Origin of the sequence: Enterobacter cloacae complex sp. P43RS (assembly GCF_014930585.1) — a bacterium.
Classification (GTDB): domain Bacteria; phylum Pseudomonadota; class Gammaproteobacteria; order Enterobacterales; family Enterobacteriaceae; genus Enterobacter; species Enterobacter bugandensis.
This window is the reverse complement of sequence record NZ_JADBRJ010000006.1, coordinates 230,673-251,046: the sequence shown is the minus strand read 5'-3', so window position 1 is coordinate 251,046 and position 20,374 is coordinate 230,673. Positions and strand designations below refer to the sequence as shown.

The window sequence follows — 20,374 nt, the reverse complement described above, 5'->3', positions numbered from 1 at the left end:
ATGCAGAATAGGGGGTGAAAAGGGTTAAAGCGAGTTGCCATTTGGACAATGGTGATTTCCTGAGAGGAAATCACCATCAATTAGCGGAAACTATTTACCAATACAGAAGCTCGAGAAAATCCTGCCCAACAGATCGTCCGACGTAAACTCCCCGGTGATCTCGCTCAGATTCTGCTGCGCCAGACGCAGCTCTTCCGCCAGCAGTTCACCCGCCCACGCACCAATCAGCTGCGCTTTGCCCTGGTCAAGATGGCGTGCCGCCTCTTCCAGCGCCTGCAGGTGACGGCGACGTGCCAGGAAGCCACCTTCCATGCTGGTGTCAAAGCCCATGCTCTGCTTGAGATGATTACGCAGGTCGTCCACTCCTTCACCGGTCCGCGCCGACAGGCGAATAAGTGAGTGACCATTCACATCGCTGATGCCCAGCGTTTCGCCGGTCACGTCCGCTTTGTTACGCACCACGGTGATCGGCAGTTTCGCCGGCAGACGGGCGATAAAGTCCGGCCAAATCTCCGCCGGATCGACGGCGTCGGTCGTGGTGCCGTCCACCATAAACAGCACGCGGTCGGCTTGCTCAATCTCCTGCCAGGCGCGTTCGATACCGATGCGCTCAACCTCGTCGCTGGCATCGCGCAGGCCCGCGGTGTCGATAATGTGCAGCGGCATCCCGTCGATGTGGATATGCTCGCGCAGCACGTCGCGGGTGGTCCCGGCTATGTCGGTTACGATCGCCGCTTCACGGCCCGCCAGGGCGTTCAGCAGGCTCGATTTTCCGGCGTTAGGGCGACCAGCAATGACGACCTTCATCCCTTCACGCAGCAGGCTGCCCTGACGCGCTTCGGCGCGTACCGCGTCGAGATCGTTCATCACCTGGTTCAGCTGGGCTTCGATTTTACCGTCAGAGAGGAAGTCGATCTCCTCATCCGGGAAGTCGATAGCTGCTTCGACATAGATTCGCAGGTGAGTAAGTGCTTCCACAAGGTGATTCACACGTGCGGAAAACGCGCCCTGCAGCGAGTTCAGGGCGGAGCGGGCCGCCTGTTCAGAGCTGGCGTCGATCAGGTCTGCAATCGCCTCGGCCTGTGCCAGGTCGAGCTTGTCGTTGAGGAAGGCACGTTCGGAGAACTCGCCCGGCTTCGCAATGCGCAGGCCAGGCAGGGTCAGAATACGTTTTAACAGCAGGTCGAGGATAACCGGGCCGCCGTGGCCCTGAAGTTCCAGCACGTCTTCGCCGGTAAAGGAGTTCGGGCCGGGGAACCACAGCGCAATGCCCTGGTCCAGCGGCGTGCCGTCGGCATCTTTAAACGGCAGGTAATCAGCGTAGCGCGGCTTTGGCAATTTACCCAGCACCGCTTCAGCCACCTCGCGCGCCTTCAGGCCGGAGATGCGCAGAATGCCTACACCACCGCGTCCCGGTGGGGTTGCCTGGGCGACGATAGTGTCGTTATGGCTCATGGTTGCTCTCGTTCAATACAAATAAAAAAGGCGGTCAATCGACCGCCCTTATTTTAGCGTTATCTTACCGAATCAGGACTTTTTCTTTTCGCGGCTATGCAGGCCACGTTTTTCCAGACCACGGTAAATCAGCTGCTGCTGGATGATGGTCACCAGGTTGCTGACGATATAGTACAGCACCAGACCTGACGGGAACCACAGGAAGAACACGGTGAAGATGACCGGCATAAAGGTCATGATCTTCTGCTGCATCGGGTCGGTCACGGTGGTTGGCGACATCTTCTGGATGAAGAACATCGTCACGCCCATCAGGATCGGCAGGATGTAGTACGGGTCCTGTGCGGACAGGTCATGGATCCACAGGGCGAACGGCGCGTGGCGCAGCTCAACGGAACCCATCAGCATGTAGTACAACGCAAGGAAGATTGGCATCTGAATCAGCAGCGGGAAGCAACCACCCAGTGGGTTCACTTTCTCTGCTTTATACAGGGCCATCATCTCCTGGCTCTGACGCTGTTTATCATCGCCCAGACGCTCACGCATTGCCTGAATCTTCGGCTGCAGCATGCGCATCTTCGCCATGGAGGTGTACTGCGCTTTGGTCAGCGGGTACATGATGCCACGAACGATGAAGGTGATAACGATGATAGAGAAGCCCCAGTTACCCAGGAAGCTGTGGATGAACTTCAGCAGCTTAAACAGCGGCTGAGAGATGAACCACAACCAGCCGTAATCAACGGTCAGATCCAGGTGCGGCGCAACAGCGGCCATTTTGTCCTGGATTTCCGGGCCGACCCACAGGGTGCTTGCCAGCTTACCGGTTTGACCCGGCTGAACCAGAACAGGCTGTGATTTGTAGCCGATGGCTGCAATACCGTTGCCCAGGTTCGCGGTGTAGAAGTTATTCGTACCGTCGTTATTCGGGATCCACGCGGTCGCGAAATACTGCTGCAGCATTGCGACCCAACCGCCTTTGGAGCTGACGTTCAGGTTTTCGTTATCGGCAATGGTGTCGAATTTGTATTTCTCGTACTTCGCATCAGGCGTGGAGTACGCCGCGCCACGGAAGGTATGCAGCGCAAAGTTGCTACTTCCGGTGTCACGGTGTGACGGCAGATTGATGGACTGCTTCAGCTGACCGAAGGTAGACAGTTCCAGCGGTTTCGCACCGGCGTTCTGTACGCTGTAGCCCACGTTCACCGCATACTCACCGCGTTTCAGGGTGAAGGTTTTGGTGAAGGTGTTGCCTGCCGCGTCGGTGTAGGTCATCGGGATAACGAGTTCGTTCTGGCCATCGGCCAGTACAAAGGTGTCGTTCTCGACGTTATACAGTGGACGCGCACCGTTAGCCGGATTGTCCGGGCCATCACGACCGGTCAGGCCGCTCTGCGCCTGATACAGGAACTCCGGTGTGGTTTCCAGTAACTGGAACGGTTCGTTAGACTTCAGCTCTTTCGGGTAGGTCAACAGCAGCGCCTGCTCAACATCACCACCACGGGTGTTGATAGTCAGCTCAAGCACATCGGTCTTAACCGTAATCTGTTTCCCCTGGCCACTGGCCGGTACGCCCTGGTCGGCGGCGCTACCCGCTGCGGTGGTCGTGGTCTGCGTGGTCTGCTGCTGGGGTTGAGGATTTTTATCCTGCTCCCATGCCTGCCAGATCATGAAAGACACGAACAACAAAGCGATGATAAGAAGATTGCGTTGCGAATCCATCGTTAGTGTTCTCTGGTATCAAAAGGTCCTGGGGGGACGGGGTCGTCTCCACCGGGGTGTAAAGGGTGGCATTTTAATACGCGTTTCACCGTCAACCAACTGCCTTTTATCACTCCAAACCTGCGCAATGCCTCAATTCCGTAGCTTGAGCATGTTGGTGTGAAACGGCAGTGCGGCCCGAGTAGCGGACTAATCAGGCGTTGATAGACCCGAATGAGGGCTATCAGGACCCGTGAGCCAGGCGACAGTGGCGGCGCCATAATTTTTCCAACGCTTCCGAGAGAGCACGGTTATCGAGGTCGGCAACCCCTTTTTTAGCCACCACCACGAAATCCATAGAAGGCAGTTCGTGCTGACGTAAACGGAAGCTTTCACGCGTCAGACGTTTAATCCGGTTGCGTTCATGCGCACGCTTAACGTTTTTCTTAGCGACTGTGAGACCGATGCGGGGATGCCCCAGCGAATTTTGGCGGCCGAGGATGGTGATTTGCGGCGTGCCAGCCCGTTGTGGCTGCTGGAAGACGAAAGTGAAATGAGTGGGAGTTAACAAACGTAACTCCCTGGGAAATGCTAGCTTAACCACTCAGGGGTTAGCTTTATTACTTGGAAACGGTCAGACGAGCGCGGCCTTTAGCACGACGACGTGCCAGAACCTGACGACCATTTTTAGTAGCCATACGAGCACGGAAGCCGTGAGAACGGTTGCGCTTCAGTACAGACGGTTGAAAAGTGCGTTTCATGGCGATTTCTACCTAAACTTGAAAAAATTCATGACTTTTGCGGATGCCCGACCGAGTTTCGAATGACGGACGCCGAAGCCGTGGGTGATTAAAGAGGCCGGATTGTAATAATTGTACACTCCGGAGTCAATTCTCTTTCCTTATTTCCCGCGTATTTCCGCACGATTTCGCGTGGAAAATGAGCAACGGACGACGCAGGAAGATGAGCATCACGCGCCGGGTCGAGGATTATACGGCCTCGCCAACAAAGCGCAAGGATCGTCCCGGATCTTCGTTAGATCATTTAAGCAATAAATTGTCGCTGCTCATTAAATTTTCCAATATGCGGGCTAAATCGCGGGGCACTCGCGCCAGGATCGTTTACACTTACCCGGTTTCGGATCTTCCTGTGGATAAATCGGGAAGAATCTGTGAGAAACAGAAGATCTCTGGCTCAGTTTACGCTATGATCCGCGGTCCCGATCGGGATCCCAGGATCCTGGTCAGGATAAATTGCAGATAGCAATTCGCACGTCCCCCTTTACACAGGGTCATGTCGATGTGCGCCAACAATCATGAATATTCAATAGTTTTCTTTTATTGTTCGAGTGGAGTCCGCCGTGTCACTTTCGCTTTGGCAGCAGTGTCTTGCCCGATTGCAGGATGAGTTACCAGCCACAGAATTCAGTATGTGGATCCGCCCGTTGCAGGCGGAGCTGAGCGATAACACGCTGGCTTTGTATGCGCCAAACCGTTTTGTGCTCGATTGGGTAAGAGACAAGTACCTTAATAACATCAATGGCCTGCTGAACGATTTTTGCGGGTCAGATGTCCCACAGCTGCGTTTTGAAGTGGGCACAAAGCCGGTCACCCAAACCGTTCGTGAAACCGTAAATGTAGCCGCGCCCGCTCAGGCTGTTCCGGCTCCGACGCCACGCGTTGCACCTGCTCGTCAGGGCTGGGATAACGTCCCTGCCCCCGCAGAGCCAACCTACCGCTCTAACGTTAACGTGAAACACACGTTCGATAACTTCGTTGAAGGTAAGTCGAACCAGCTGGCGCGCGCGGCAGCCCGTCAGGTTGCCGATAACCCCGGCGGTGCTTACAACCCGCTGTTCCTGTATGGCGGCACGGGTCTCGGTAAAACCCACCTGCTGCATGCGGTAGGTAACGGCATTATGGCGCGCAAGCCCAACGCGAAAGTGGTGTATATGCACTCCGAGCGCTTCGTTCAGGACATGGTAAAAGCCCTGCAAAACAATGCGATCGAAGAGTTTAAACGCTACTACCGTTCCGTTGACGCGCTGCTGATCGATGACATCCAGTTCTTTGCCAATAAAGAACGATCGCAGGAAGAATTTTTCCACACCTTCAACGCTCTGCTGGAAGGTAATCAGCAGATCATTTTGACCTCGGATCGTTATCCTAAAGAGATCAACGGCGTTGAAGATCGTCTGAAATCCCGCTTCGGCTGGGGCCTTACCGTGGCGATCGAGCCACCTGAGCTGGAAACCCGCGTCGCGATCCTGATGAAGAAAGCCGATGAGAACGACATCCGCCTGCCGGGTGAAGTGGCGTTCTTCATCGCCAAGCGCCTGCGTTCCAACGTGCGTGAGCTGGAAGGGGCGCTGAACCGCGTTATCGCCAATGCCAACTTCACCGGTCGTGCGATCACCATCGATTTTGTGCGTGAAGCACTGCGCGATTTATTGGCATTGCAGGAAAAACTGGTCACCATCGACAATATTCAAAAGACGGTGGCTGAGTACTACAAGATCAAAGTGGCAGATTTACTGTCTAAACGTCGTTCCCGCTCGGTGGCGCGTCCGCGTCAGATGGCGATGGCGCTGGCAAAGGAGTTAACCAACCACAGTCTGCCGGAAATCGGCGATGCGTTTGGTGGCCGTGACCATACGACCGTGCTGCACGCGTGTCGCAAGATTGAGCAGTTACGCGAAGAAAGCCACGACATAAAAGAAGATTTTTCCAATTTAATCAGAACATTATCATCGTGACGCTATGAAATTTACCGTTGAACGTGAACATTTATTAAAACCGCTGCAACAGGTGAGTGGCCCATTAGGCGGCCGCCCAACGCTGCCTATTCTCGGAAACCTGCTGCTTCAGGTCGCGGACGGTACGCTGTCGCTGACCGGTACAGATCTGGAAATGGAAATGATCGCGCGCGTTACGTTGACGCAGCCGCACGACGCGGGCGCGACCACGGTTCCGGCACGTAAATTCTTTGATATCTGCCGCGGGTTGCCGGAAGGCGCTGAAATCGCCGTGCAGCTGGAGGGCGACCGCATGCTGGTGCGCTCTGGCCGCAGCCGTTTCTCGCTCTCCACGTTGCCCGCTGCGGACTTCCCGAACCTGGACGACTGGCAGAGTGAAGTTGAATTCACTCTTCCGCAGGCGACGATGAAGCGTCTGATTGAAGCCACGCAGTTCTCCATGGCGCATCAGGACGTTCGTTACTACTTAAACGGCATGCTGTTCGAAACCGAAGGTGAAGAGCTGCGTACCGTCGCCACCGACGGCCACCGTCTGGCGGTCTGTTCCATGCCGATTGGCGACTCGCTGCCGAATCATTCGGTGATCGTGCCGCGTAAAGGCGTGATTGAACTGATGCGTATGCTCGACGGCGGTGACACGCCGCTGCGGGTGCAGATTGGCAGCAATAATATCCGTGCCCACGTGGGCGATTTTGTCTTCACTTCGAAGCTGGTTGATGGCCGTTTCCCGGATTATCGCCGCGTATTGCCGAAGAACCCGGACAAAACGCTGGAAGCGGGCTGCGATAGCCTCAAGCAGGCGTTTGCCCGCGCGGCCATTCTCTCGAACGAGAAATTCCGCGGCGTGCGCCTGTACGTGAGTGAAAACCAGATCAAAATCACCGCCAACAACCCGGAGCAGGAAGAGGCAGAAGAGATTCTGGACGTCACCTACGCCGGGGCTGAGATGGAAATCGGCTTCAACGTCAGCTACGTGCTGGATGTGCTCAATGCACTGAAATGCGAGAATGTGCGCATTCTGCTGACCGACTCCGTTTCGAGCGTACAGATTGAAGATGCGGCCAGCCAAAGCGCGGCTTATGTTGTCATGCCAATGAGACTGTAATGTCGCTCACCCGTCTGTTGATCCGCGACTTTCGCAATATCGAAAGCGCGGATCTCGCTTTATCCCCCGGCTTTAACTTCCTGGTTGGCGCGAACGGCAGCGGCAAAACCAGCGTGCTGGAAGCCATCTATACGCTCGGCCATGGCCGGGCGTTTCGCAGTTTGCAGATTGGTCGCGTCATTCGCCACGAGCAGGAATCCTTTGTTCTGCACGGGCGTTTGCAGGGCGCAGAGCGGGAAACTGCCATCGGCCTGACCAAAGACAAGCAGGGCGATAGCAAGGTGCGCATCGACGGCACCGACGGCCATAAGGTGGCGGAGCTGGCGCTGCTGATGCCAATGCAGCTGATTACGCCCGAGGGGTTTACTTTACTCAACGGCGGCCCCAAATACAGAAGAGCGTTCCTCGACTGGGGATGCTTTCACAATGAAGCCGGTTTCTTTAACGCCTGGAGCAACCTGAAGCGTTTGCTTAAACAGCGTAACGCCGCGTTGCGCCAGGTCACGCGCTACGCCCAGCTGCGTCCGTGGGACATGGAACTCATCCCTCTTGCGGAACAGATCAGCCGCTGGCGTGCCGAATACAGCGCGGGTATCGCCGAAGATATGGCCGACACCTGCAAACAGTTTTTACCCGAGTTCTCTCTCACCTTCTCCTTCCAGCGTGGCTGGGAGAAAGAGACGGATTATGCCGAGGTGTTAGAGAGAAGCTTCGAGCGCGACCGCATGTTGACCTACACCGCGCACGGCCCGCACAAGGCGGATTTCCGCATTCGTGCCGACGGTGCGCCGGTGGAAGACACGCTGTCGCGCGGGCAGCTCAAGCTCCTGATGTGCGCGCTACGCCTGGCGCAGGGGGAGTTCCTCACCCGCGAGAGCGGACGACGCTGCCTGTACCTGATAGATGATTTTGCCTCGGAACTTGACGACGCGCGGCGCGGGCTGCTTGCCAGCCGCTTAAAAGCCACGCAGTCGCAGGTTTTCGTCAGCGCCATTAGCGCTGAACACGTTATGGACATGTCGGACGAAAATTCGAAGATGTTTACCGTGGAAAAGGGTAAAATAACGGATTAACCCAAGTTGAAATGAGCGAGAAACGTTGATGTCGAATTCTTATGACTCCTCCAGTATCAAAGTCCTGAAAGGGCTGGATGCGGTGCGTAAGCGCCCGGGTATGTATATCGGCGACACGGATGACGGCACCGGTCTGCACCACATGGTATTCGAGGTGGTAGATAACGCTATCGACGAAGCGCTCGCGGGTCACTGTAAAGACATCGTGGTCACCATCCATGCGGACAACTCCGTCTCCGTTACCGATGACGGCCGTGGCATCCCGACCGGTATTCACCCGGAAGAGGGCGTATCGGCTGCGGAAGTGATCATGACCGTACTGCACGCAGGCGGTAAGTTCGACGATAACTCCTATAAGGTTTCCGGCGGCCTGCACGGCGTAGGCGTTTCCGTAGTAAACGCCCTGTCGCAAAAGCTGGAGCTGGTTATTCAGCGCGAAGGCAAAATTCACCGTCAGATCTATCAGCACGGCGTGCCTGAAGCCCCGCTGGCCGTTACCGGTGATACCGATAAAACCGGTACCATGGTGCGTTTCTGGCCGAGCCTTGAAACCTTCACCAACGTCACTGAATTCGAGTACGACATTCTGGCGAAGCGCCTGCGTGAACTGTCGTTCCTGAACTCCGGCGTCTCTATTCGCCTGCGCGACAAACGCGACAATAAAGAAGACCACTTCCACTACGAAGGCGGTATCAAGGCGTTTGTTGAGTATCTGAACAAGAACAAAACGCCAATTCACCCAAATATCTTCTACTTCTCCACCGAAAAAGACGGTATCGGCGTGGAAGTGGCGCTGCAGTGGAACGACGGTTTCCAGGAAAATATCTACTGCTTTACCAACAACATTCCACAGCGCGACGGCGGTACTCACCTTGCGGGCTTCCGCGCGGCGATGACCCGTACCCTGAACGCCTACATGGACAAAGAAGGCTACAGCAAAAAAGCGAAAGTCAGCGCCACCGGTGATGACGCCCGTGAAGGCCTGATTGCCGTGGTCTCCGTGAAGGTGCCGGATCCGAAGTTCTCCTCACAGACCAAAGACAAGCTGGTTTCTTCTGAGGTGAAATCGGCGGTTGAGCAGCAGATGAACGAACTGCTGAGCGAATACCTGCTGGAAAACCCGAACGATGCGAAAATCGTGGTGGGCAAAATTATCGATGCGGCACGTGCCCGTGAAGCGGCGCGTAAAGCCCGTGAAATGACCCGTCGTAAAGGCGCGCTGGACCTGGCAGGCCTGCCGGGCAAGCTGGCTGACTGTCAGGAACGCGACCCGGCACTGTCTGAACTGTACCTCGTGGAAGGGGACTCCGCGGGCGGTTCTGCGAAGCAGGGCCGTAACCGTAAGAACCAGGCGATCCTGCCGCTGAAGGGTAAAATCCTCAACGTTGAGAAAGCGCGCTTCGACAAGATGCTCTCTTCTCAGGAAGTGGCGACGCTCATCACCGCGCTCGGCTGCGGCATTGGCCGCGACGAGTACAACCCGGACAAGCTGCGCTATCACAGCATCATCATCATGACCGATGCGGACGTCGACGGCTCGCACATCCGTACGCTGCTGTTGACCTTCTTCTATCGTCAGATGCCTGAAATCGTTGAGCGCGGCCACGTCTACATTGCCCAGCCGCCGCTGTACAAGGTGAAGAAAGGCAAGCAGGAACAGTACATCAAAGATGACGACGCGATGGATCAATACCAAATCGCGATCGCCCTTGATGGCGCGACCCTGCACGCGAACTCCAGCGCGCCGGCACTGGCAGGCGAGCCGCTGGAGCGTCTGGTCTCCGAATTCAACGCCACGCAGAAAATGATTGGCCGTATGGAACGCCGCTATCCAAAAGCGCTGCTGAAGGAGCTGGTCTATCAGCCAACCCTGACCGAAGCCGATCTGAGCAACGAGCAGGCCGTGACCCGCTGGGTGAATACCCTGGTGAGCGAGCTGAACGAGAAAGAGCAGCACGGCAGCCAGTGGAAGTTCGACGTTCAACAGAATGCGGCACAGCAGTTTGAGCCGATTGTTCGCGTGCGTACTCACGGCGTCGACACCGACTACCCGCTGGAGCACGAATTCGTGACCGGCCCGGAATACCGCCGTATCTGCACCCTCGGCGAGAAGCTGCGCGGCCTGATCGAAGACGATGCCTTCATCGAACGTGGCGAGCGTCGTCAGCCGGTAGCAAGCTTCGAGCAGGCGCTGGACTGGCTGGTGAAAGAATCCCGTCGCGGTCTGTCTATCCAGCGTTATAAAGGTCTGGGCGAAATGAACCCGGATCAGCTGTGGGAAACCACCATGGATCCGGAAAGCCGCCGCATGCTGCGCGTCACCGTTAAAGACGCGATTGCAGCGGATCAGCTGTTCACGACCCTGATGGGCGATGCGGTAGAACCACGTCGTGCGTTCATTGAAGAGAACGCGCTGAAAGCGGCGAATATCGATATTTAACAGTCGCTATCCCGCATGAAAACTGGCCGCGCTTTTAGCGCGGCTTTTTTATGGGCGCAGGAATGTCCAGCGACATCGCCGCCGGTAAACGGCTCGCCAGCGCATCTATGGCCATTCTTACCCTCAGGGGCAGGTACGGCGTCTGTTGCCAGACGGCATGGACGTCAAAATGGACATCCGGCGCCTGCTTAAAGAGCGGGACAAGCTTTCCCTGATGAATTTCTTTGATGGCCATCCAGCAGGGGAGCCAGGCAATGCCGTGCCCGGTCACCGCCGCGTCGCAGATGGCCTGCAAATCATCCATATTGAGTGATGACCGCGGCATAAACGTGCGCGGCGTTCCGTCGCTGTCCATAAGCTGCCAGGATAGCACGCGGCCTGCGCGCAGATAGTTAATGGCCGAGTGCCGGGATAAATCATCCACAGCGTCTGGATGACCTCTTTTTTGCAGATAGTCGGGCGAGGCGCACAGGACCATGCGGTGTTCTCCCAGCTTTCTGGCCACCAGCACGCTGCTGTCCTGCAGCGTGCCGTTACGTACCGCCATATCGAAGCCTTCCTCGACCAGATCCACCACGCGGTCGCTGAACGACATTTCAAGCTCAAGCCCAGGGTGTTCCTGCGCCAGTTCAATCAGCAGCGGCGCGACGCACTGGCGTCCAAACAGCACCGGCATGGCAACACGAAGCCGGCCGTTGATCTGATGTTTCCCCGTTTCCAGCAGGGATTCCGCGCTCCTGATCTCCTCCAGCGCGCGCAGGCAGCGCTCGTAGAACAGGGCGCCGTTATCGGTGAGCCGCTGGCTGCGGGTGGTGCGCTGAAACAGCCGCACTCCCAGACGTTCCTCAAGTCGAGCAATGCTTTTACCCACCGCAGAGCGCGACAGGTGCAGGCGAACTGCGGCCTGCGCAAAGCTTCCTGCCTCCACGGCAGCGACAAAAACAGGAATATCTTTCAGCGTATCGGTCACGGTTTGTATCCATTCAGGCGTCAATGAAGAGAAAACTTATCGCCACTGGTGACGAGGAGTCAACGGTAGACTGTCATTACTGAAGCTTATCTGATGGCAGGAGAAAAAAATGACAGAGACAATGCAGCGCTGGTCAATGAACGCCCTCGGGCGCGAGAATCTCAAACTCATTCATGAATCGGTTCCACAGCCAGGCCCCGGTGAGATTCGTGTGCGGGTGAATGCCGTTGCGCTCAACTATCGCGATAAAATGGTCATCGAAGGCACGATGCCGATTCCGCTTTCCTTCCCGTTCACCCCGGCGTCTGACATGGCGGGCGTGGTGGACAGCGTAGGTGAAGGTGTCACGCGTTTCAAACCCGGCGCTCGCGTCATTTCAACCTTCTTCCCGGAGTGGATCGACGGCAAGCCGCAGGCAGACGCGCGTGATTTGCCCTACAAAACGTCCGGCGGCTATTTCCAGGGAATGCTGGCCGAATATGTGGTTGTAAATGAAAACGCGCTGGTAGCCTCTCCGGAAACTCTGAATGACGCAGAGGCCAGCACGTTACCCTGCGCAGGGCTTACCGCCTGGTTCGCGCTGGTGGAGCGGGGTCAGCTCCGCGCCGGGCAATCGGTGCTGGTACAGGGGACGGGCGGCGTGGCGATTTTCGCCCTGCAAATTGCAAAAGCGCACGGCGCAGAGGTTATTGTCACGTCCGGGAGCGATGAAAAGCTGGCGCTCGCCAAAAAACTGGGCGCCAGTCAGGGCGTCAACCGCCTGAAAAGTGACTGGGCTGAAGAAGCATTGGCGCTGACTCAGGATCGCGGCATCGACCATATTATCGAAACCGTAGGAGGGGAAAACCTGAAGCATTCCCTGCGTGCCGTTGCCGTTCACGGACGTATCTCCGTCATTGGCGTGCTGGCCGGGACTGACATTTCGCTGCCTGCTGGTGAGCTGCTGCTGAAATCCCCCGTCATTCAGGGGATTGGCGTGGGACACCGCCGGGCGCTGGAGGATTTCGTCCGTGCTGTTGACGTCACGGGACTGAAGCCGGTGATTGAGCATCGCTACCGTTTTAACGAGCTTGAACAGGCCTTTGAACATCTGGATCGCGGCGCATTCGGTAAAATCGTTCTCACCCGCGAGTAAGTCGTCATTCCCCGGGTAAGCGTAAAAGGGGTGTTTCTGTTGCGCAATGTAGCTCTATTTTTGTGTGCTTAATCGCGTTAGCATGAGGTAGCACTCATTTATCCCGGGGAACTCATGGCTATCAAACTCATTGCAATCGATATGGACGGCACGCTGCTGCTGCCAGACCACACTATCTCTCCTGCCGTTAAAAACGCGATCGCCGCCGCACGAGCGAAGGGCGTGAATGTGGTTCTGACCACGGGGCGTCCATATGCGGGCGTACACAGCTACCTGAAAGAGCTGCACATGAATCAGCCGGGCGATTACTGCATCACCTATAACGGCGCGCTGGTGCAGAAAGCCGCAGACGGCAGCACGGTTGCGCAAACTGCGCTGAGCTATGATGACTACCTGTTCCTCGAAAAACTGTCCCGTGAAGTGGGCTCCCACTTCCACGCGCTCGATCGCAATACGCTCTACACCGCCAACCGCGATATCAGCTACTACACGGTGCATGAATCCTACGTTGCGACCATTCCGCTGGTGTTCTGTGAAGCCGAGAAAATGGATCCGGCGACGCAGTTCCTGAAGGTGATGATGATTGACGAGCCGGAGATCCTGGATAAAGCCATCGCGCGCATTCCGGCAGAGGTAAAAGAGAAGTACACCGTGCTGAAAAGTGCGCCGTACTTCCTCGAAATCCTCGATAAACGCGTCAATAAGGGCACCGGCGTGAAATCACTTGCTGATGCGTTAGGGATTAAGCAGGAAGAAATCATGGCGCTCGGCGACCAGGAGAACGACATCGCGATGATTGAATTCGCGGGCGTTGGCGTGGCAATGGATAACGCCATTCCTTCGGTGAAAGAGGTGGCTGATTTCGTCACAAAATCTAACCTGGAAGATGGCGTTGCCTACGCGATCGAGAAGTTTGTGCTGCAGTAACGCTTATTTTTAATTATCAGCCCCGGTTATCAATCGGGGCTTTTTTTTGCCCTGTATTTATCGAATTGTTCTTTTTGTGATCTTGATTGTAGTACAACATTAAATGATTGTACTACATTGTCACCACAGCAAAGACGAATGGCCTCACGTTTGTACTGCAAAAGTGAGGCGAAATTCAGCGGTCGCGGTAAAGTAGTGATGGACATACAGAGCACAAGGACTCTCCATGACTCTCAATAAAACCGATCGCATCGTTATTACGCTGGGCACCCAGATTGTAGGCGGTAAATACGTTCCCGGTTCGCCGCTCCCCGCAGAGGCTGAACTGTGCGAGGAGTTTGAAACCTCGCGCAACATCATCCGGGAAGTGTTCCGCTCGCTGATGGCGAAGCGGCTGATTGAAATGAAGCGCTATCGCGGCGCGTTTGTTGCTCCGCGCAACCAGTGGAACTACCTCGATACCGACGTGCTGCAGTGGGTGCTGGAAAACGACTACGACCCACGGCTTATCGGCGCGATGAGTGAAGTTCGAAACCTGGTGGAGCCGGCAATTGCGCGCTGGGCGGCGGAACGCGCGACCTCCGGTGATTTGGCCCAGATTGAATCGGCTTTAAACGACATGATCGCCAATAACCAGAACCGGGAGGCGTTCAACGAGGCGGACATTCGCTACCACGAAGCGGTGCTGCAGTCGGTGCATAACCCGGTATTACAGCAGCTTAGCGTGGCGATCAGCTCGCTACAGCGAGCGGTATTTGAACGTACCTGGATGGGTGATGAGGCCAACATGCCAAAAACGCTCCAGGAACATAAAGCGCTGTTCGATGCGATACGGCATCAGGACGGCGATGCGGCAGAGCAGGCGGCGCTTACCATGATTGCCAGCTCGACACGAAGGCTGAAGGAAATCACATGACATCTCGCTACATCGCAATTGACTGGGGATCGACCAATCTGCGCGCCTGGCTTTATCAGGGCGAGCAGTGCCTGGAGAGCAGGCAATCAGAAGCAGGCGTGACGCGCCTGAACGGTAAATCCCCCGAGGCGGTGTTAGCTGAGGTCACACAAAACTGGCGCGACAGCGCCACGCCGGTGGTAATGGCGGGAATGGTGGGCAGTAACGTAGGCTGGAAAATTGCACCTTATCTGCCGGTTCCCGTCCATTTCTCCGCTATTGGCGAGCAGTTAACGTCCGTTGGCGACAATATCTGGATTATTCCCGGTTTGAGCGTCTCTCGCGACGATAACCACAACGTGATGCGCGGCGAAGAGACGCAGCTGCTTGGCGCGCGCGCTCTCTCTCCTTCTTCTGTCTACGTCATGCCCGGCACGCACTGTAAGTGGGTCCAGGCTGACGCTGAGCAAATCCACGATTTTCGCACCGTAATGACCGGCGAGCTGCACCATTTGCTGCTCAACCATTCGTTGGTCGGGGCCGGTTTACCTGAGCAGGAATCCTCGTCAGAGGCGTTTGCCGCCGGGCTTGAACGTGGGATCGCCTCCCCTGATGTGTTGCCGCAGCTTTTTGAGGTTCGCGCCTCGCACGTGCTGGGACTTCTCCCGCGCGAGCAGGTCAGCGAGTTTCTCTCCGGCCTGCTGATTGGCGCAGAGGTCGCCAGCATGCGTGAGTTCATCGCGCACGAGCAGGCCATTACGATTGTCGCAGGCGCATCGCTAACGTCGCGCTACGAACAGGCATTTCGCGCCGTTGGGCGTGATGTTTCGACGGTATCCGGCGACACGGCATTTCAGGCAGGAATAAGGAGCATCGCTCATGCAGTGGCAAACTGATCTTCCCCTTATCGCGATTTTGCGCGGCATCACGCCCGATGAGGCGTTAGACCACGTCGGCGCGGTTATCGACGCCGGATTCGACGCGGTAGAAATCCCGCTCAACTCGCCCGACTGGGAAAAAAGCATTCCGGCCGTGGTGGAGGTTTTCGGCGATAAGGCGCTGATTGGCGCAGGCACCGTGTTACAGCCTGAGCAGGTCGATCGGCTGGCAAAGATGGGCTGCAGGCTTATCGTCACGCCCAATATTCAGCCTGAGGTGATCCGCCGCGCGGTGGGTTACGGCATGACGGTTTGCCCGGGCTGCGCCACCGCCACGGAAGCCTTTACTGCCCTTGATGCGGGCGCGCAGTCGCTCAAAATTTTCCCGTCATCGGCTTTTGGACCGGACTACATCAAGGCGTTGAAAGCGGTATTGCCCGCCAGCGTGCCGGTCTTTGCCGTGGGCGGCGTAACGCCAGAAAATCTGGGCCAGTGGATGAGCGCTGGCTGTGTGGGCGCAGGGTTGGGTAGCGATCTCTATCGTGCCGGACAGTCCGTGGAACGTACCGCACAGCAGGCGGCAGCATTTGTGAAAGCGTATCGAGAGGCAGTGAAATGAAAATAACCAAACTCACCACGTACCGTTTACCCCCGCGCTGGATGTTCCTGAAAATCGAAACCGATGAAGGGGTTGTAGGCTGGGGCGAACCGGTGATTGAAGGGCGCGCGCGCACCGTTGAAGCGGCAGTACACGAGCTGGGCGAATACCTGATTGGTCAGGATCCGGCGCGCATTAACGACCTGTGGCAGGTGATGTACCGCGCGGGCTTCTACCGCGGTGGTCCGATCCTGATGAGCGCCATCGCCGGTATCGACCAGGCGCTGTGGGATATCAAAGGTAAAGTGCTTAACGCGCCGGTATGGCAGCTTATGGGCGGCCTGGTGCGTGACAAAATCAAAGCCTACAGCTGGGTGGGCGGCGACCGCCCTGCGGAAGTGATCGACGGCATCACGCAGTTGCGCAATATCGGCTTTGACACCTTCAAGCTCAACGGCTGCGAAGAGATGGGCGTTATCGACAATTCGCGTGCGGTAGACCGGGCGGTCAATACCGTGGCGCAAATTCGTGAAGCCTTCGGCAACGAGATTGAGTTTGGCCTGGATTTCCACGGCCGCGTCAGCGCGCCGATGGCCAAAGTTCTGATTAAAGAGCTGGAGCCGTATCGCCCGCTGTTTATCGAAGAGCCGGTGCTGGCCGAGCAGGCGGAGTACTATCCGAAGCTGGCTGAACAGACCCACATTCCTATCGCGGCGGGTGAACGTATGTTCTCGCGCTTCGAGTTTAAACGCGTACTTGAAGCGGGCGGCATAGCGATCCTGCAGCCGGACCTTTCTCATGCGGGCGGCATCACCGAATGCTACAAAATTGCCGGGATGGCAGAAGCTTACGATGTGGCGCTGGCACCGCACTGCCCGCTCGGCCCAATCGCGCTGGCGGCCTGCCTGCACGTCGACTTCGTCTCCCGCAATGCGGTGTTCCAGGAACAGAGCATGGGGATTCACTATAACAAGGGCGCGGAACTGCTCGATTTTGTGAAAAATAAAGAAGACTTCTGCATGGAAGGCGGTTTCTTTAAACCGCTTACGAAGCCGGGCCTTGGCGTGGAAATTGACGAAGCTAAAGTCATTGAGCTGAGTAAGAATGCGCCGGACTGGCGAAACCCGCTGTGGCGTCATGAGGACGGCAGCGTAGCGGAATGGTAATCGCCATCCCGTAGACCCGGTAAGCCTCCGGGCAAAAATCATACATACAAAAATATAACCCTCTGTAAATTACAGGGCATGGTGAGCGGCTTCGCTATGCCCAAAATCTGGAGACAGATTGCGATGGATATTCCAGTTACCGCTACAAAAATCGGGCGTCGCCGCTACCTGACGCTGATGATGATCTTTATTACCGTGGTCATTTGCTATGTCGACCGCGCCAACCTTGCCGTGGCATCGGCCCATATTCAGGAAGAGTTTGGCATCACCAAAGCGGAAATGGGCTACGTCTTCTCGGCGTTTGCCTGGTTGTATACCTTATGCCAGATCCCCGGCGGCTGGTTTCTTGACCGCGTGGGTTCACGTCTGACCTACTTTATCGCCATATTAGGCTGGTCCGTGGCGACCCTATTCCAGGGCTTCGCCACCGGGCTGATGTCGCTGATTGGCCTGCGTGCCATCACCGGGGTTTTCGAAGCGCCCGCGTTTCCGACCAACAACCGTATGGTGACCAGCTGGTTCCCGGAACACGAGCGCGCGTCCGCCGTTGGTTTTTACACCTCTGGCCAGTTTGTCGGCCTGGCGTTCCTGACGCCGCTGCTGATCTGGATCCAGGAGCTGCTGAGCTGGCACTGGGTGTTCATCGTCACCGGCGGGATTGGCATTATCTGGTCGCTCATCTGGTTCAAGGTGTATCAGCCGCCGCGTCTGACCAAAAGCATCACCAAAGCCGAGCTGGACTACATCCGCGACGGTGGCGGTCTGGTGGATGGTGATGCGCCGGTGAAAAAAGAGGCGCGCCAGCCGCTGACCAAAGCGGACTGGAAGCTGGTCTTCCACCGTAAGCTGGTGGGCGTTTATCTGGGTCAGTTCGCGGTTACTTCTACGCTGTGGTTCTTCCTCACCTGGTTCCCGAACTACCTGACCCAGGAAAAGGGGATCGCGGCGCTGAAGGCGGGCTTTATGACCACCGTGCCGTTCCTCGCCGCATTTTTCGGCGTGCTGCTCTCCGGCTGGCTGGCCGATAAGCTGGTGAAAAAAGGGTACTCGCTGGGCGTGGCGCGTAAAACGCCGATTATCTGCGGCTTGCTGATCTCAACCTGCATCATGGGTGCCAACTACACCAACGATCCGGTGTGGATTATGGCCCTGATGGCGGTGGCGTTCTTTGGTAACGGTTTCGCCTCTATCACCTGGTCGCTGGTGTCGTCCCTTGCGCCGATGCGGCTGATTGGCCTGACCGGCGGTGTGTTCAACTTTGTCGGCGGACTGGGCGGGATCACCGTACCGCTGGTTATCGGCTACCTGGCGCAGGACTACGGCTTCGGCCCGGCGCTGGTCTACATCTCTGCCGTGGCGCTGATCGGGGCACTCTCCTACATCCTGCTGGTGGGCGATGTGAAACGAGTAGGCTAATCCCTGCGGATGTTTTACCCTGATGCACTCACCGTGCATCAGGGTATCCTCATGAAACAAATCACCTTCGCTTCCCGCAACCACCAGCTGACCAACATCAATACCTGGACGACGGACAGCCAGTGGCTGGCCTACGACGTGCGCCCGTCAGGCGCGTCATTTACCGGCGAAACCATTGAGCAGGTCAACGTCGTTACGGGCGAGGTGGAGGTGGTTTATCGCGCTACTGACGGCGCGTATGTCGGCGTGGTGACCGTTCATCCGGCACAGGACAAATACGTCTTTATCCACGGTCCGAAAAACCCGGATGCTGACTGGCACTACGATTTTCATCATCGTCAGGGTGTGATTGCGCATAACGGTCAGGTGAGCAACCTGGACGCGATGGATATCACCGCGCCTTATACCGCAGGCGCGCTGCGCGGCGGCAGCCACGTGCACGTCTTTAGCCCGAACGGGCTGCTCGTCAGCTTTACCTATAACGACCATGTTTTACATGAGCGCGATCCGAAGCTCGATTTACGCAACGTCGGCGTGGCGGCACCGTTTGGCCCGGTGAACCCGCAGGGGAATCATCCACGTGAATATTCAGGCAATTTCTGGAGCGTGCTGGTCAGCCGCACAACACCCAACCCGCAGCCGGGCAGCGATGAAATCAACCGCGCCTACGAAGAGGGCTGGGTGGGCAACAACAGGCTGGCATTTATCGGCGATACCCTCTCCGCGCAGGGCGAAAAAGTGCCTGAACTGTTTATTGTTAACCTGCCAGAAGACGAGCAGGGCTGGAAACGAGCGGACGATGCGCCGCTGCAGGGCACCCCAGACACCCTGCCAGCGCCGCCTGCCGGGGTGAAGCAGCGTCGTCTGACCTTTACCCACCAGAGGGCTTACCCGGGTCTGGTGAACGTGCCGCGTCACTGGGTGCGCAGTAACCCCCATGGGACGCAAATCGCGTTTCTGATGCGGGATGATAATGGCATTGTGCAGCTGTGGCTGATCTCTCCTGAGGGCGGCGAACCGCGCCAGCTGACGCGCACCGGGAGCGGTATTCAGTCTGCGTTTAACTGGCACCCTTCCGGGAACATGCTGGGATTTGTGCTTGAAAACCGAATCGCCTGCTGTGACGCGAAGACTGGAGAAGTGACGTTTTTGACGTCCGATCACGGCAATCCGCCGTCTGCTGATGCGGTCGTGTTTTCCCCGGACGGGCGCTTTATTGCGTGGATGCAAGAGACGGGCGGTTTCCGTCAGCTTTGGGTAACGGAAACCGCGAAGGACTAGCGCGGCGGCATCTCGGCGGGCGGGATAACGGCGTTTGTCGCCAGATTTTCCTGCTCGCTTTTCTCTACCCGTGAGCGCACGGAATCGTCTTTACGGAATACATCCCACGGCAGCAGAAGCGTATCCGCCACTGCTGTAAAGGGCATATCCAGGATAACCAGGGATTTGGTGCCCCAGTTCGTATCGTCATCGGAGATCATCGCCGCGCTGGCGCGCGTCCCCGGATATGTTCCTTCTTTACCGCCGGTGTGAGACATCACGCTCGAACACCCGCAAAGTAAAACCACCCCGCTGAACGTCGTCAGCTTTATCAGAACATTTTTCATCATCACTCAGTCATCGTTAATGGCACTGCATAGACCTGCAACTCAGGGTTATAGCGAGCCTTATCCGAAATGAATAGCCCGATAACCCCGCACTGTGGCAGCCATCGCAATTTAACCCTTTGTGCTGTTGTCCCAGAGTCTATGCGACAACCAGCAAAGTGCAAAAAAATCTCGATTAAATAGTCTTGAAAAGCCCGGTTCCAGACCCATTTTAAGAATGTGACCCGATAACGAACACGCCTGATGGGTGCTCGGGGGC

General features: G+C 56.7%; 19 protein-coding genes and 1 other annotated feature (1 of these 20 running past the window's edge). Of the genes, 12 read left to right on the top strand and 7 right to left on the bottom strand.

The annotated features are described in order from the left end of the window. Window positions 1–90: 90 nt before the first annotated feature. The 5 genes from mnmE to rpmH all read right to left on the bottom strand — a co-directional run bounded on the left by mnmE (window position 91) and on the right by rpmH (window position 3,911). A complete protein-coding gene (gene mnmE, locus IM294_RS14790; RefSeq protein ID WP_048961460.1) occupies window positions 91–1,455 on the bottom strand; it encodes a tRNA uridine-5-carboxymethylaminomethyl(34) synthesis GTPase MnmE in 1,365 nt (454 codons plus the stop codon). 72 nt (window positions 1,456–1,527) lie between these two features. After that, complete coding sequence (gene yidC, locus IM294_RS14785) at window positions 1,528–3,171, bottom strand: membrane protein insertase YidC (protein ID WP_028014931.1); 1,644 nt, start codon at window positions 3,169–3,171, stop codon at window positions 1,528–1,530. Window positions 3,172–3,173: 2 nt separating this feature from the next. After that, a complete protein-coding gene (gene yidD / locus IM294_RS14780; protein WP_001307474.1) occupies window positions 3,174–3,431 on the bottom strand; it encodes a membrane protein insertion efficiency factor YidD in 258 nt (85 codons plus the stop codon). After that, window positions 3,395–3,754, bottom strand: a complete 360-nt coding sequence (rnpA, locus tag IM294_RS14775) for a ribonuclease P protein component (protein WP_014072458.1) — start codon at window positions 3,752–3,754, stop codon at window positions 3,395–3,397. Before rnpA ends, yidD begins: the two co-directional genes overlap by 37 nt. Window positions 3,755–3,770: 16 nt before the next feature. Beyond that, window positions 3,771–3,911, bottom strand: a complete 141-nt coding sequence (rpmH, locus tag IM294_RS14770) for a 50S ribosomal protein L34 (protein WP_000831330.1) — start codon at window positions 3,909–3,911, stop codon at window positions 3,771–3,773. Between the two features lie 599 nt (window positions 3,912–4,510). Between rpmH and dnaA the strand changes: the two genes are divergently transcribed. Genes dnaA through gyrB form a run of 4 tightly spaced genes read left to right on the top strand, consistent with a single transcriptional unit; the run spans window position 4,511 to window position 10,523 of the window. After that, complete coding sequence (dnaA, locus tag IM294_RS14765) at window positions 4,511–5,905, top strand: chromosomal replication initiator protein DnaA (RefSeq protein ID WP_126818354.1); 1,395 nt, start codon at window positions 4,511–4,513, stop codon at window positions 5,903–5,905. A 4-nt stretch (window positions 5,906–5,909) separates the two neighbouring features. Beyond that, window positions 5,910–7,010 carry a DNA polymerase III subunit beta gene (dnaN, locus tag IM294_RS14760; RefSeq protein ID WP_008500170.1) on the top strand — a complete coding sequence of 367 codons (1,101 nt, stop codon included), beginning with the start codon at window positions 5,910–5,912 and terminating at the stop codon, window positions 7,008–7,010. After that, complete coding sequence (gene recF / locus IM294_RS14755; protein WP_045260850.1) at window positions 7,010–8,083, top strand: DNA replication/repair protein RecF; 1,074 nt, start codon at window positions 7,010–7,012, stop codon at window positions 8,081–8,083. The genes dnaN and recF overlap by 1 nt, the downstream gene beginning before the upstream one ends. A gap of 28 nt (window positions 8,084–8,111) precedes the next feature. After that, window positions 8,112–10,523: a DNA topoisomerase (ATP-hydrolyzing) subunit B gene (gene gyrB, locus IM294_RS14750; RefSeq protein WP_028014934.1), complete on the top strand. Its 2,412-nt coding sequence runs from the start codon at window positions 8,112–8,114 to the stop codon at window positions 10,521–10,523. A gap of 34 nt (window positions 10,524–10,557) precedes the next feature. Here the strand turns inward: gyrB and IM294_RS14745 are convergent, their stop codons facing one another. Continuing rightward, complete coding sequence (locus IM294_RS14745) at window positions 10,558–11,493, bottom strand: LysR family transcriptional regulator (protein ID WP_126818355.1); 936 nt, start codon at window positions 11,491–11,493, stop codon at window positions 10,558–10,560. A 109-nt stretch (window positions 11,494–11,602) separates the two neighbouring features. Here IM294_RS14745 and IM294_RS14740 point away from each other — a divergent pair, with 109 nt between their 5' ends. From IM294_RS14740 to IM294_RS14705, 8 genes are all read left to right on the top strand, one after another. Continuing rightward, window positions 11,603–12,628, top strand: a complete 1,026-nt coding sequence (locus tag IM294_RS14740; RefSeq protein ID WP_126818356.1) for an NAD(P)-dependent alcohol dehydrogenase — start codon at window positions 11,603–11,605, stop codon at window positions 12,626–12,628. A 114-nt stretch (window positions 12,629–12,742) separates the two neighbouring features. Further along, complete coding sequence (gene yidA, locus IM294_RS14735; protein ID WP_047363227.1) at window positions 12,743–13,555, top strand: sugar-phosphatase; 813 nt, start codon at window positions 12,743–12,745, stop codon at window positions 13,553–13,555. A 226-nt stretch (window positions 13,556–13,781) separates the two neighbouring features. After that, window positions 13,782–14,471, top strand: coding sequence for a D-galactonate utilization transcriptional regulator DgoR (gene dgoR, locus IM294_RS14730; RefSeq protein ID WP_003861109.1), 690 nt, complete (start codon window positions 13,782–13,784; stop codon window positions 14,469–14,471). Then, window positions 14,468–15,346 (top strand): 2-dehydro-3-deoxygalactonokinase, encoded by an 879-nt coding sequence (locus tag IM294_RS14725; protein ID WP_049137088.1) that lies wholly within the window; start codon window positions 14,468–14,470, stop codon window positions 15,344–15,346. Before dgoR ends, IM294_RS14725 begins: the two co-directional genes overlap by 4 nt. Further along, window positions 15,330–15,947, top strand: a complete 618-nt coding sequence (locus IM294_RS14720) for a 2-dehydro-3-deoxy-6-phosphogalactonate aldolase (protein WP_041911729.1) — start codon at window positions 15,330–15,332, stop codon at window positions 15,945–15,947. The genes IM294_RS14725 and IM294_RS14720 overlap by 17 nt, the downstream gene beginning before the upstream one ends. Then, window positions 15,944–17,092: a galactonate dehydratase gene (gene dgoD / locus IM294_RS14715; protein WP_028014940.1), complete on the top strand. Its 1,149-nt coding sequence runs from the start codon at window positions 15,944–15,946 to the stop codon at window positions 17,090–17,092. The genes IM294_RS14720 and dgoD overlap by 4 nt, the downstream gene beginning before the upstream one ends. Window positions 17,093–17,170: 78 nt before the next feature. Then, window positions 17,171–18,508, top strand: coding sequence for an MFS transporter (locus IM294_RS14710; RefSeq protein WP_082697291.1), 1,338 nt, complete (start codon window positions 17,171–17,173; stop codon window positions 18,506–18,508). Window positions 18,509–18,559: 51 nt separating this feature from the next. Next, on the top strand, window positions 18,560–19,789 hold the full coding sequence (locus tag IM294_RS14705) for a DUF3748 domain-containing protein (protein WP_185860361.1): 1,230 nt from the start codon (window positions 18,560–18,562) through the stop codon (window positions 19,787–19,789). Here the strand turns inward: IM294_RS14705 and IM294_RS14700 are convergent. Further along, entirely contained in the window at window positions 19,786–20,118 is a 333-nt protein-coding gene (locus IM294_RS14700; RefSeq protein ID WP_014881914.1) for a YceK/YidQ family lipoprotein, read from the bottom strand. The genes IM294_RS14705 and IM294_RS14700 overlap by 4 nt on opposite strands. 250 nt (window positions 20,119–20,368) lie before the next feature. Beyond that, window positions 20,369–20,374 (top strand) — a sequence feature (ROSE (Repression Of Heat Shock gene Expression) occurs in the 5'-region of heat shock genes and acts as an RNA thermometer to modulate expression.) (it continues 66 nt past the right edge of the window).